The sequence below is a fragment of the Bradyrhizobium sp. SZCCT0148 genome (genome assembly GCF_018129985.1).
Taxonomy (GTDB): Bacteria; Pseudomonadota; Alphaproteobacteria; order Rhizobiales; family Xanthobacteraceae; genus Bradyrhizobium; species Bradyrhizobium japonicum_H.
This window is the reverse complement of sequence record NZ_JAFCKT010000002.1, coordinates 429461-442410: the sequence shown is the minus strand read 5'-3', so window position 1 is coordinate 442410 and position 12950 is coordinate 429461. Positions and strand designations below refer to the sequence as shown.

At 63.7% G+C, this 12950-nt stretch carries 9 protein-coding genes; 4 read left to right on the top strand and 5 right to left on the bottom strand.

The features are described from left to right. Position 1: 1 nt before the first annotated feature. The gene (locus JQ580_RS10510; protein ID WP_212279958.1) at positions 2-1369 is read left to right on the top strand and encodes an MmgE/PrpD family protein; all 1368 of its coding nucleotides are present in this window, start codon (positions 2-4) and stop codon (positions 1367-1369) included. Positions 1370-1436: 67 nt separating this feature from the next. Here JQ580_RS10510 and JQ580_RS10505 read toward each other — a convergent pair whose 3' ends face one another. Continuing rightward, the gene (locus JQ580_RS10505; RefSeq protein WP_212279957.1) at positions 1437-2864 is read right to left on the bottom strand and encodes a serine hydrolase domain-containing protein; all 1428 of its coding nucleotides are present in this window, start codon (positions 2862-2864) and stop codon (positions 1437-1439) included. Positions 2865-3009: 145 nt separating this feature from the next. Further along, complete coding sequence (locus JQ580_RS10500) at positions 3010-4071, bottom strand: helix-turn-helix domain-containing protein (protein WP_212279955.1); 1062 nt, start codon at positions 4069-4071, stop codon at positions 3010-3012. Between the two features lie 221 nt (positions 4072-4292). On the opposite strand from JQ580_RS10500, the gene JQ580_RS10495 reads away from it, so the two are divergent. The 3 genes from JQ580_RS10495 to JQ580_RS10485 all read left to right on the top strand — a co-directional run bounded on the left by JQ580_RS10495 (position 4293) and on the right by JQ580_RS10485 (position 8674). Next, complete coding sequence (locus JQ580_RS10495; RefSeq protein WP_212279953.1) at positions 4293-5210, top strand: pirin family protein; 918 nt, start codon at positions 4293-4295, stop codon at positions 5208-5210. 95 nt (positions 5211-5305) lie between these two features. After that, the gene (locus tag JQ580_RS10490) at positions 5306-6220 is read left to right on the top strand and encodes a phosphoribosylaminoimidazolesuccinocarboxamide synthase (protein ID WP_212279951.1); all 915 of its coding nucleotides are present in this window, start codon (positions 5306-5308) and stop codon (positions 6218-6220) included. A 237-nt stretch (positions 6221-6457) separates the two neighbouring features. After that, positions 6458-8674, top strand: a complete 2217-nt coding sequence (locus JQ580_RS10485) for a SulP family inorganic anion transporter (RefSeq protein WP_212279949.1) — start codon at positions 6458-6460, stop codon at positions 8672-8674. Between the two features lie 5 nt (positions 8675-8679). On the opposite strand, the gene JQ580_RS10480 is transcribed toward JQ580_RS10485, so the two are convergent. The 3 genes from JQ580_RS10480 to JQ580_RS10470 form a co-directional block, all read right to left on the bottom strand. Next, positions 8680-9702 (bottom strand): sugar ABC transporter substrate-binding protein, encoded by a 1023-nt coding sequence (locus tag JQ580_RS10480; protein ID WP_311982447.1) that lies wholly within the window; start codon positions 9700-9702, stop codon positions 8680-8682. Positions 9703-9809: 107 nt separating this feature from the next. Next, positions 9810-11312, bottom strand: coding sequence for a sensor histidine kinase (locus JQ580_RS10475; RefSeq protein ID WP_212279945.1), 1503 nt, complete (start codon positions 11310-11312; stop codon positions 9810-9812). Positions 11313-11754: 442 nt separating this feature from the next. Next, positions 11755-12933: an SbmA/BacA-like family transporter gene (locus tag JQ580_RS10470; RefSeq protein ID WP_249134081.1), complete on the bottom strand. Its 1179-nt coding sequence runs from the start codon at positions 12931-12933 to the stop codon at positions 11755-11757. Positions 12934-12950 lie beyond the last annotated feature (17 nt).

Genomic DNA, 12950 nt, shown 5'->3' with positions numbered 1-12950 from the left:
GATGGCCCACGAAACCGCAACGCTCGCCGCCTATGTCTTCAATCTGAAATACCAGGATATTCCGGCCGAAGTGCTGGATCGCGCCAAGGTGCTGACGCTGGATTTTCTCGGCAGCGCGATCCGGGCCCGCAGCGAGGCGGAATCGACCCCGGCGATCCTGAAAATGCTGGAGGCGCTCGCGCTCGACACCAAGGGCGACTCCACCGTGTTCGGCGACACCAAGACCTGGACCCCGGCGGTTGCGGCGCTGCTCAACGGCGCGCTCGGCCATTCCCTCGATTTCGACGACACCCATGCCGATTCCTCGCTGCATCCGAGCGCACCGGTGGTCCCGGCCGCCTTCGCCGTCGGCGAGATGGTCGGTGCGTCGGGCCGCGACGTGCTGACCGCGATCGTGGCAGGCTATGAAGTCTGCTGCCGGCTCGGCAATGCGCTCGATCCGACCTCGCACTATGCACGCGGCTTCCACCCGACCGCGACCGCCGGCACCTATGGCGCGGCCGCGGCGGCCGGAAAATTGTTCGGACTGTCCGAGCAGCAGATCATCGCGGCCTTCGGCGTCTCCGGCAGCCAGGCCGCGGGCTCACTGCAATTCCTGGTCAACGGCGCTTGGAACAAGCGCTACCAGGTCGGCGCCGCCGCGATGAACGGCGTGATTGCCGCGACGCTGGCGCGCAACGATTTCGTCGGCTCGTCGGAATCGGTGGAGGGCAAGCACGGCCTGCTCGCCGGCTATACCGACGACCCGCATCCCGATAAGGCGGTCGCCGGGCTCGGCAACACCTATGAGACGATGAAGATCGGCGTGAAGCCGTATCCGAGCTGCCGCTACACCCATGCCGCGATCGACGCGCTGATCGCGATGCGGCGCGAGCACAATCTGACGCCCGACCAGGTCAAGCGCGTCGAGATCGGCCTGCACCGCAACGGCATCACGCTGACCGGCGATGCCGCGACCAAGCGGCACCCGACCTCGATCGTCGGCGGCCAGTTCTCGATGTTCTTCACCGGCGCGCTCGCGCTCGACCAGGGCTCGTTCGGTTGGGACGATTACAATCGGCTCGGCGACGCCGCGATCGATGCGCTCGCCGACAAGTTCGATGTGGTGCAGGACGACCGTCTCGAGGTCGGCCGCACACATCCCTTTGGCGCGCGCGTCAGCATCACCACCGACGACGGCGTGCATGAGCGGCTCTATGCCGATCCCTCCGGCGAGCCGAATTCGTTCCCGGACGCGCAGGCGATGCAGCAGAAATTCCTGACGCTGGCCCGGCCGGTGCTGAATGCGCGGGCGGAAAAATTCGCCGACGCGATCATGACGCTGGAGCGATTCGATCGCGTCGCGCAGGCGACGGAGTTGGGGAGGTAGCAGCGACGGGTCTCTCTTTCCCTCTCCCCTTGTAAGGGGAGAAGGAAGGAGGCGCGCTCCGCTTCGTTCAATTCACGCCCGCCACCTTTCCCTTCTCGCGTGTCACGGCCACGACATCGCGGACGAGATCGAACACGCCGTCGGCGTTCGGCGGCCAGTTCGGCGAGCGTCCCATCCGCACGATCACCAGCTTCTCCGACGGGATGACGATGGTGTACTGCCCGATCGTGCCCTTTGCGAAGAAGGCATCGCGCGGCCAGCCGTGCTCGACGCGAAAGTTTGCACCAAAGCTGTCGCCCTGATTGGTCCAGAAGCCGGCACCGATGCCGACCCACGCATTCGGCGTGGCCGTCACCGAATAATTCACCCAGCCCTCCGGCAGGATGCGTTTGCCGCCAGCGACGCCGTCATTGAGATAGAGCTGGCCGAAGCGCGCCCAGTCGCGCGCGGATGCGAGCATCTCGCTAGACCCTTCGATCGTGCCCGAGCCATCGAGCTGAAGCGTGACATGGCGCATGCCGAGCGGGGCAAACAATTCGCGGCGCGCGAAGCGCAGCGCGTCTGCGGGACCGCCACCCGCCGCGTTGCGGATCAGACGCGAGAGGATGAGGGTGTTGCCGTCATGATAGTTCCACGCCGTGCCGGGCGCGGTCTTGAGCGGGATGCTCGCGGCATAGGCGGCCATGTCGGCCTCCACGAACTTCATCCGGTTGACCGGCTCGAAGGCCGAGCCAAGCGAGGCCTCCAATGAGCTGCCAAGCGCAAGGCCCGCAGTGTGCCGCAACAACTGATCGACGGTGATGGCGTGACGTGGATCGTCAGGATGTCCCCACGCGGCGACCGGCGCGGGCCCGTCGAGCTTCAATTTACCCTGGCGCACCAGCACGCCTGTCAGCGCCGAAATCACCGACTTCGTCATGGAGAAGCCGAGCAGCTGCGTCTCCGGGCCGATGCCGTCGGCGTAGCGCTCGGCGATGACGCGGCCGGCCTTCATCACGACGATGGCGCGGGTGCGGCGGTGAGGCGACTGTGCGGGTTCGGTGAAGGCGCGGTCGAGCGCGGCTGACAGCCCCTCGCTTTGCGACGGCACGATCGACGGGCCGGCGATCTCCGGCAGCAATGCGGGCTGCTTCTCATCGGGCGGCAACGCCACGTCGGTGATTCCCTCGCCGTGCTCCAGCGTGCAGCCGAGGCCTTCGCGATAGACAGCGTGGCTGCGGCCGATCCCGAACAGGGTCACCGTAACGTCCTTGCGCGCGCGGTCGATCTGCAGATTCATCGCCCAAGTCAGGAGCCCGGTGCCCGGCATCGCGTCGCTGGTTTCGGCGAGGTTGCGCATGGGATCCAGGCCGGAGACGAAGGTCTCCGAGCAGAGCGTGTCGGCGATGAAGCCGGTCGCAACCTTCGGCACGTCGCGGGCGCGCGCCGCGCCGAGCGCGAGGCCGACACAGGCGATGGCGGTGGTGGCGAGGATGATCTTGCGGCGACGGGTCACGGGCTTTCTCCGGCTTCGAGGCGAGTGCGGAGAGCAGGCCGGAGGTGGGCGAAACGCGCTCGCCGGATTTGAAAAATGACATCGTCGAAACTGGCCAGGACCAGCCGATTTCGAAATTTCTACGTGATTCCAATGGCCTAAAAATCTAGATCGCGTTCACCTTGAGGCGCCGGTATTCGGTCGGCGTCACGCCCGTTATCGCCTTGAATGCGCGGTTGAAGGGGCCGAGCGACTGGAAGCCCGCATCCATCGCAATGGTAATGACGGGGACCTGGGCCTGGGCGGGATCGGCCAGCGCGGCCTTCGCCTCCTCGATGCGGTGGTTGTTCAGGAACACATTGAAATTTCGGTAGCCGAGCCGCTGGTTGATCAACCGGCGCAGCCGATACTCCGGGATTTTAAGCCGGCCGGCGAGCACCCCGATGGTGATGTTCTCGTGGCGATAGATCCGCTCGTCCGCCATCAAGCGCATCAGGGCATCGATCAGCTTCTGGTCGGCGGCATCCTCGGTCGCAGGCTGGCTGGAAGCAATCGCTGGTTCCGGCTCCACTAGAGCCGGAAACAGGTCCGCTCCGTCCACGCGCATCATGGCATACACGATCGCCGCAACAGTACAGGTGAGCGCGCCGGCATTGACGGTTTCGGCGGCATCCCCGAGGTGAAAGCCGGCGGCTGCGATCTGGAGCATAGCGTTCAATCCGCCATAGAGCGCGACGGCGCAGACGACGAAAACCCGAGCGCTGCGGCGGCGCTCGACCAGGTCGGCCGGCCAGGAGGCGATCATCTGCGCGACCGCAAGCGCAATGAAGCCGAGCACGATCAGATTGACCACCGTCACCGAGAAGCGCACATGGCCGCTGGGCGCAATCCAGACGCAGCCTGCGAAGCTGAAAGCCGTCACCAGCGCCCAGATGCATCCGTGCCACCAGCGGAGGCGAAACTCGTCGTCGAACAGAGCGCGGGTGAACAGCCAGAACACCACGATGGTGCCGGTCGACAACGCGACCAGCGGTGTATGCCAGAGCGGGACCGGTGACGTGACATCCACCGAATAGCTCGCCGCATGCGCAGCCGAGCCGAGCGCTAAAGCCGCACCGAGCCGGGCCGCCAGCACGTTGCGAAAACCCTGGAACAGTGACGCAGCCAGCACGAGCAGCAACGCCACGGAGGCGGCGCGGAAGGCGAGCTCTGTTGCCGCAGGGGTCATCGGGTGATGCGATCGGTCGCGGTTGACATCAACCGAACATCCTTCGTCAGGCGGCGCTTTTCAAGATGGATCATAACAGAGAAACCATCGCCCGCTCCTGTTTCCGGATTTGGTCTCGCCGATATCGCGCAATGACGGCAAATAGACCGTCGCGGCGATGCGGCGTCGCGACGGGGCCGTCAAATCCTGTTAAGATCGCCGCAACAGAGAAGGAATTCACCATGAGCTGGCAGCCCTCGAACGATCCCGTGCTCGGCGATCCCATGTCCTGCGATGCGCTCGATCTCGTCATCGTGCCGCGGACGCGCGACTTGGGCGACGGCTTTCAGGTGCGGCGCGCGCTGCCGCACGGCAAGCGGCAGATGGTCGGGCCCTTCATCTTCTTCGATCATTTCGGCCCGGTGCAGTTCGTCTCCGGCAAGGGCATGGACGTGCGCCCGCATCCGCATATCGGTCTGGCCACCGTCACCTATCTGTTCGACGGCGCGATCATGCACCGTGACAGCGAGGGCAACGTCCAGGAGATCCAGCCTGGCGCGATGAACCTCATGACCGCGGGGCGCGGCATCGCACATTCCGAGCGCACCCCGGAGGTGCAGCGCGCCTCGGGCCAGAAGATGCTCGGCCTGCAAAGCTGGATCGCGCTGCCGGCAGGCTCCGAAGAGATCGCGCCGTCCTTCCAGCACTACGGCTCGGTCGACCTGCCTGTTATCTCCGAGCGCGACTTCACCGCGAAAGTGATCGCGGGCTCATCGTTCGGCATCACCTCGCCTGTGTCGATGGTCTCGCCCTGGTTCTACACCGAGGTCACGACAGTGGAAGGTGCGAGCGTGCCGCTCGACCCCGATCATGAGGAGCGCGCGATCTATATCGTCGACGGCGAGGTCGAGATCGCGAACGAGCGTTACGAGGCGCCGCGGCTGCTGATCTTCCGTCCGGGCGACCGCATCACCGTAAAGGCCGTGAGGGCCACCCGGATGATGTTTCTCGGCGGCGATGCGCTGGAGGGTCCGCGCCACGTCTGGTGGAATTTCGTCTCCTCCAGCAAGGAGCGGATCGAGCAGGCCAAGCAGGACTGGAAAACCGGCCGTTTTGCTGCGGTTCCGCAGGAACATGAGTTCATTCCGCTGCCGGAATAGGCTAATCCGGTTGCGGGCCGCGCCATCAGTCGCGGCCGGAAGTGCTGCCTGAAAGCCAAGTTCTGCCTGAAGGCCAAGTCTGCGAAAGCCTTGCGATGACCACCATGCTCTCCAGCGACCTGCCCCTGCCCAAGATCGGACGCGGCAAGGTGCGCGATATCTATGCCGTCGATGACGATCGCCTGCTGCTGCTCACCACCGACCGCATCAGCGCCTTCGACGTCGTGATGGGCGAGACCATCCCGATGAAGGGCGCGGTGCTGACGCAAATCAGCGCGTTCTGGTTCAACGAGCTCGAGGGTGTGGTGCCGCACCACATGATCAGCGCCGACACCGACGAGATCATCGCGGCCGTGCCGGCGTTGAAGCCGCACCGCGCCGAGCTTCTCGGCCGCGCCATGCTCTGCAAGCGCACCACCGTATTCCCGATCGAATGCGTGATCCGCGGTTATCTCTCCGGTTCGGCCTGGAAGGAATACGCCGCCAGCGGCACGCTGGCGGGCGAGAAGCTGAAGGCGGGCCTCGTCGAGAGCGAGAAGCTGGAGCCGGCGATCTTCAGCCCGGCAACCAAGGCCGAGACGGGCCATGACGAGAACATCACGATCGCGAAGATGCGCGAGGTCGTCGGCGACGAGACCGCCTACACGCTCGAGAGCATGACGCGCGCGATCTACACGCTCGGCGAGGAGCTGGCGCGCGAGCAGGGCATCATCATCGCCGACACCAAGTTCGAGTTCGGCTGCGACAAGGACGGCCGCATCATCCTGATCGACGAGGTGATGACGCCGGACTCCTCCCGCTTCTGGGCAGTGGACGCCTACAAGCCCGGCCAGCCGCAGGCGAGCTTCGACAAGCAGCCCTTGCGCGACTATCTCGACGTCGAACGCCGCGCCGGCCGCTGGAACGGCGACGCCCCACCGCCACCGTTGCCGGACAGCGTGGTGGAGGCGACGAGCAAGCGGTATCTCGAAGCGTATCGGCGGGTGACGGGGAAAGAGCTGAAGCTCTAGCGCCGTCGCCACCCCTTGGGACGATGCTGGATTTGGTTCCCGGCGCTCGCAATGACGTTGGGGTGGCGTCCCCTGCCCGCCACTTCGGATAATTGCCCCTTCACAAGCCATCGATCGTATCGCTACGAGACATCGCCAGAACTGCCTGAGTACCTCGTAGCTACAAGAATCCAGTTGCGTTAAACCTGCAGTCGTCTACGTCTGGAACAGGACCTTTCAGGGGGCGAACGCACCGGCGTGACCGATCCAGCGATCATTTTCAGCCCGGCTCCCCGTTTCAAACCGTCTCTCAAGCGCGCGCTCAACGATATATTGGGCGGCAGCGCCGCCAGCGTCCTGACCGTCACCTTCGGGCTGTCCTATTCGCTGCTGATCTTCGCTGGCCCTCTGTCGCCCTATCTTTCTTTCGGCATCGCGGCGACCTTTATCAGCTCCGCCGTACTGGCGGCCGTGATCGCGCTGGGCAGTTCCCTGCCTTTTGCAATTGCCGCACCCGACAGCTCGACCGCCGCCATGACAGGCATCCTGGCGGCCTCGCTGGTCGAGCGCATCGAGACGGCCAACCTGCCTGCACCACTGCTCACGTCCGTTCTGATCACGCTCGGTCTGTCGACGATCCTGACTGGATTCGTGCTGTGCGGATTGGGCCTGACGCGAATGGGACGCGCCATCCGCTACGTGCCTTACCCCGTGGTCGGCGGCTTTCTCGGCGCCACCGGATTTGTGATCGTCATGGGTGCGATCCGTGTCATCACCGATCATCCCGTGGAGTTCGCGACGCTCCAGCGCGTCGCCAATGGCGTCGCGCTGTTGGAGCTGGGTGCGGCCTGCGCGATGGCGCTGGTGCTGTATCTGACCTGGCACCGCTCGCGTAGCCCATTCGGGTTGCCGATCATCCTGATCGGCGGCATGCTTACCGCTCATGTGGCGTTCTGGGTCTCGGGTATCTCGCTGGAGCAGGCGCGTGCCCTGGGCTGGACCTTCCGGCCTCCTCCGCAGGCGGCCTTCATGCTGCCCTGGCACGTCGACGAGCTGGCGCGATATCCGTGGTCGGCGGTACCGGACTTGCTCGGCAACCTCGTTGCCGTCATTTTCGTCGCTGCGTCGAGCACGCTGTTCAATACCACCGGTATCGAACTCGCCGTGCATCGCGAAGCCAACCTGGAGCGCGAGCTGAACGTCACAGGCGTCGCGAACATGTTGACCGGTGCGCTCGGCGGTTACGCCGGCTGCATCTCGGTGAGCCGGTCGATCCTCAACTTCGGCGCTGGCGGCCGCGGACGCCTGTCCGGATTCACCGTTGCGGCCATGTCGCTACTTATGCTCGCAGTCGCGCCCGAGCTTCTCGGCTTCATGCCGAAATTCGTACTCGGTGGCCTGCTGCTCTATCTGGGCGCCGACCAGTTGCACAAATGGATCATCGAATCGCGCAAACGGCTGTCGAAGCTCGAATATCTCTCGCTCATCGCCATCATCATCATCATCGTGGCCTGGGGCTTCGTCCCGGGCATCCTGATCGGCGTGATCATCGGCTGCGCGACGTTTGCGTTCAGCGCGGCCCGGGTCGAGTCGATCAAGTACAGCTTTGACGGCGCCGAGTTTCGCTCGTCGCTCGATCGCTCGCGCGACGACCAGGAGGTGCTGCTGGCCCATGGCGGCAAAATTCAGGGTCTCAATCTCCAGAGCTACCTGTTCTTCGGCTCCGCCAACCGGCTCTACCAGCATGTCAAAAAACTGCTGCAGGAGCGTCCGGAATGCCGCTATCTGCTGTTCGATTTCAAGCTCGTCACCGGTGTCGATTCGTCGGCTGCCTACAGCTTTGCCCAGATCAAGCGCAGCGCGCATGACCTCGGCGTCGAGCTGATTCTGGTGCATCTGCCCGCCGCGGCGGAGAAGGTGCTGCGCTCCAGCGACTTCGTCGGCGACGGCGTCACCATCATTCCCGAGCTCGACCATGCGCTGGAATGGTGCGAGAACGAGCTCATCGCGCAGCATCAGGGGCTGGAGCGGGAGGAGGCCAGCCTGCGCGGCTGGTTCACACGAATCCTCAACAGCGAGGATGATGCCGACAGGCTGATCCACCGCTGCCACCGTATCGAGGTCGAGGCCGGCGAGATCATCGTGAGGGCCGGCGACCCCGCCGATTCCATGCACTTCATCCTGGAGGGACGCGTGGGCATCATGGTCCCCGCCGAGGAAGATCGCACCACGCGCGTTCGCAGCCTCGGCCGCTACACCACGATCGGTGAGATGGGACTGGTGTCGAACACGCCGCGCAGCGCGACGATCCAGGCCGAGGTCGACAGCGTGCTCTACGTGCTCAACACGCGCCAGTTCGACGCAATCAGGGACGAGGACCCCGCACTCAGCCACAAGCTACTGACCTATTTCGTGTCGGTCATGGCAGAGCGACTGACATTTGCGAACCGGACGATCGCGGTGCTGCGGCGGTGACCAAGCTACCTTCCTTCTGAAGACCACGGAAAGCTCACGTACTGGTCGCGCGTGTCGTAGCAGATATTTCCGTACATCCTGAGGTAAGCATCCCGGCGCGCGGGATCGTTGAACACGGCCGCGGGATTTGCCAGGTCGGCTTCGTATTGACCGATATTGCCTGCCGTCAGCGCGCTCGGAAGGATGTCCATGGCCTGCGGAATGCTCTTGCCCTCCAGCCAGTCGGCCGCATGCTGCCCCATGGCGTAGCCAAACACCGAGGATGCGAGGCTGATGCTGATCTTGTAAGGGCCGCCCTTCTTGATTTCAGTGACGGCTTCGACCTCACCATCGATGCCGCCGAAGAACTGATCCGGCCTTTCCTTGCCGGCCTCCCTAACCGCTTGCAGAGCACCAAGGACGACGGTATCGGCTCCCAGCACGACATCCACATCTGGATGTGCCAGCAGGATGGTCTGCATCATCCTGTAGCCTCCTTCCTTGTTCACCGTCGGAGGGGAAATGTCTGCAACGATATCGGCGCCGGGAATGTCCTTCAATACATCGCGCATCGCCACGAAACGCGGGGCAAGAAACTGCAGGCTGTCGTGAGTCAGGATCACGACGTTGGCCTTGCCGGCAAGCTTGCCCCGAATGTAGCTCGCCGCCGCATCGCCGAGCGTCTTGCCCGTGAGATATTGGGGCGCATTCAACAGCGACGTGGCCGGTGGCGGCACGACGGCGCCGACATAGGCGCCTTGCCAGATCGTCTTCCGCAACGCCGGCGCCAGCGCGGCGGGATCGACCGGCGCAATAACAAGTCCGCCGGTTCGCGCATTGCGGAAGCCTTCGACCTGACCGATCATCTTCTCCGCGCTGTTGTCTGCGACCGACGCGGAAAAACTCAGGCCTCGGTCCCTTGCAGCCATTGCAAGGCCTCTCGAAATGCCCTTGATGAACTCGCGGTCGTTGTCCTGCGCGAACGCAAGAGACTTGTTCAGCGGAGGACGACTGCAAGCTGCGGCATTGCGATCGAATGGGCCAAACACGCGCGGCAACGTGATCCCGGCCGGTCCCTCCTCGGCCCATGCGCCTGCACAACAGGCAACAAACGCGCAAGCCACAAGGGCCGAGAGCCAATTGCGTCGGTCAGATTTCATGCGGACACACTGTCGGCCACCGATGGAATATCCAGCTTGCGCGGCAAGACTATCCGGAAAGTCGTACCCTGATCCAGTTCGGAGGTCGCGGTGATATCGCCCCCAAGGTTTCGCAGGACTGTTCTCGCATAGGCGAGCCCCACACCCTCTCCGGTCTGGTCAAGCTTGCCGACCCTCCGGAACAGTTCGAAAATCCGGCCCACATCCTGCGGAGCTATGCCGCGGCCGTTGTCGGCAACCTCGATCGCGACCCGGTCGCCCGGCAGCGGCGTGCTGCTGACCTTAACCTGGAGCGGTCGTCCCGCCGCGCGGTACTTGACGGCGTTGTCGAGCAGGTTGCCGATCACCTGCTCCAGCGAAAGCCGATCGGTCACTATCGACCTGACCTGGAATTGGGTGTCGACCTTTCCACCCGCTGCCGAAATCTGGTGCTGGATCGCAGCCGCACTCGACGCAATAGTCCGCTCGAGGTCCACGTCCTCCGGCCTTGGATCGCGGCGCCCGTCCCGTGACAGCAGGAGCACGGCGTTCAGAAGGGCCTCCATCTTTGATGCCGACTTGCGGATAAAGCCGATGGCTTCAGGCATGTCTTCCGAGGTGATCTTCCTGGCATGCTGCAATTCCGGGTCGTTCGCACCAATGCCCGGGTGCTCCAGGTATTGCGCAAGATCCCTCGCTCCCTCGGCGAGCTCCGAGGAGAACCCGACTATGCTGACCAGCGGAGCGCGAATGTCGTGCGACACGAGATGCGTGAAACGCTTCATCTCTTCGTTGGCCCTCGCAAGCGCGTCGGTTCGGTGCCTGACCCGGTCCTCAAGAGACACGTTAAGCGCCGCGACCTCGTCGCGCGCTTGCGTCAACTCCCTGGTGTAACGCAGCAGCGTCACGGTCACCGCGCCGACGACCAGGACAATCAGGATCGACGCCGCGATCGACGCGAACCTCAAATTGGTGGCATTAGCCCTTTGCTGCACGACGCCCGACGTGAGACGGTTGTCCATGGTCCGGACAATGCCCGAGACGAACAGGTTCAATTCGTCCATCAGCGCCTTGCCGCGATTGGTGTTGGTGATGGCGAGCGCCTCGTCGTCCTGCCTGTCAATCTTCAGCGCGATGGTCCGGTCCATTTCCGCGAACTTGTCGGCCGTGAGGACATCAAGCCGTTTCAACACCGCGGCGAATTGCGGGTCGTCGCCGAGATTTCGCTTCAAATTATCGAGCTGCCGGTTTGCCGATGTCTTTGCCGCCCCATAGGGTGAGAGATAGATCTGGTTGCCGGTCAGCAGCAAACCGCGTTGGCTCGATTCCGCCGACTGGACCGCGCTGCGAAGCTCCACCGCGGCGACCCGGACGTCACGCAATCTGACGACATCATCGAAATGCTCGTTCGCGCGATCGCCGAGCCACACGGTCATGCCGACAACGGCGAGCAGCGCGGCGAGGCCGACCACAAGCAGAACCAGCGACAGCGGCACGATGAGTCGTTTCGCGATATACATAGGGTGCGCCAATCCAGCCGGCACGCCGGCAAATTCAATTGGAACACAAGACCTTAAGGAGGGAGCAACATCAAGGCCCACCCCCGGATTCGCCCCAATGCAGTAGCCGGCACGGCGAGAATGCGGACATGCCCCGGCCGGGTGAGGTCCAGGGCGCGCACCCATTGGACGTGCTCAGCTGGTGGACGAACGCAGAGATGTCTCGGCAAGAACCACGGCTACCGCGACCCGGGAAAAAGTGGAATTATCTCTCAATCTCAGCGGCTTAGCTCAAAATGCATCATAGACCTCTTTCAGCCCAGGGCGATTTGCTACTGGTCGCTCGATAGCTGGGCTTTATGCAACTGTCGAAAACGACTTTGTCCCCTTCAGAAGAGCAAGCTTTCCGTGCCTGCTCATGAGGTCGAGAAGATGCGCTCGTTCGCTAATTCCAAACTACCGACTAGCTTGGAACTTCATCGCCCGACGGCACAGTGCGTCCGGCAGTGATCGACCGGCGACTGGCTTGAGCGCCAGGCGAGCGATCCACATCTAACGCAAGCAAGAGTTCGGCAACCCTGTTGGCGGACGCCGTCCATTCCGCGAGCTTGGTGTAATTGTCCGTGAACCAGTTGAATGCGGTCTGGACGACGACGAACGCCGCCGACGCCTGGACCACTTCGCCGAGGGTCATGGTGTCGTCGAGGTATTTGGGCAGGCAGAGCAGCAGGCCAACCACCGGCGTCACCAACAGACCCGTATAGGTGACCAGTGTCATTCGCATCAATTGCCAGCAGTAGATTCGCCAGATGGCAATCACCGCTTTCAAGGCGGCGCCGACGGCGTGGCGATCGTTGATGCCGGCCTCCTGCACCACTTTGCCTTCGCGGGTCTCGCGCACATGCGTGCCGATCGCCCGCAATTCGGCTTCCATGCGCTTGTTTTCCTCGATGACCCGGGTCAGACGCCCGGCCGTCAGCCAGATGCCGATCACCAGCAGCGCGGAATACGCGACCACGGCGAAGACGAGGTAGCCGGGAATTGCCAAGGTGATGCCGTCGAAATGGACTGTGAGGCTCCCCCCGACCGACCATAGCACTCCAACGAAGGTTGCAATCGTGAGCACGGATTGCAGCAGGCCGTTGACCAAATCGACCGGGAGATCCGTCGCGACCTTGGCATCCTCCGCGATGCGATACTCAGGCGCCTCGTGATGTCCCTCGATGGCACTCCGCTCCGGACCACGATCATCCACCAGCCAGTCGCTATAGAGCCGATTGCTCAACCATTCGCGCCAGGAACGCTGCAGGGTCATCCGCGCCCACACCGAGAACACGACCAGGGCGATGCTGGCCGCAGCCAGCGGCAGAAAACGGAGCGCCAGCGACAGCAGCTCCGCTCGATCCTTCCGGCCGATGGCGTTGAAGAAGTCGCGATTCCAGAAGTTCAGGCCATATTGCGTCAGGAGCTGCAGCACGACGTCGATGATCAACGCGATCACCAGCAGCCAGGCCGTCCACGCCGTCGGTCCGCGCCAGTATCCCGAGGCACTTTGCCAGAAACGGCCGAGAAGCCGCATCTCACCCGGGATGAAAGAGGTCCTCGTCAGCATGAGGGAGCCGCAACCCTGCGCGCGCGCCATCCCTGTGATGCCGCGCG

What these genes read in the sequence shown, in the direction of transcription:
- JQ580_RS10510 (WP_212279958.1), top strand. Translation starts at nt 2, where the DNA reads ATGGCCCACGAAACCGCAACGCTCGCCGCCTATGTCTTCAATCTGAAA.
- JQ580_RS10500 (WP_212279955.1), bottom strand. Translation starts at nt 4,071, where the DNA reads ATGACCCCTGCGGCAACAGAGCTCGCCTTCCGCGCCGCCTCCGTGGCG.
- JQ580_RS10495 (WP_212279953.1), top strand. Translation starts at nt 4,293, where the DNA reads ATGAGCTGGCAGCCCTCGAACGATCCCGTGCTCGGCGATCCCATGTCC.
- JQ580_RS10490 (WP_212279951.1), top strand. Translation starts at nt 5,306, where the DNA reads ATGACCACCATGCTCTCCAGCGACCTGCCCCTGCCCAAGATCGGACGC.
- JQ580_RS10475 (WP_212279945.1), bottom strand. Translation starts at nt 11,312, where the DNA reads ATGTATATCGCGAAACGACTCATCGTGCCGCTGTCGCTGGTTCTGCTT.
- JQ580_RS10470 (WP_249134081.1), bottom strand. Translation starts at nt 12,933, where the DNA reads ATGGCGCGCGCGCAGGGTTGCGGCTCCCTCATGCTGACGAGGACCTCT.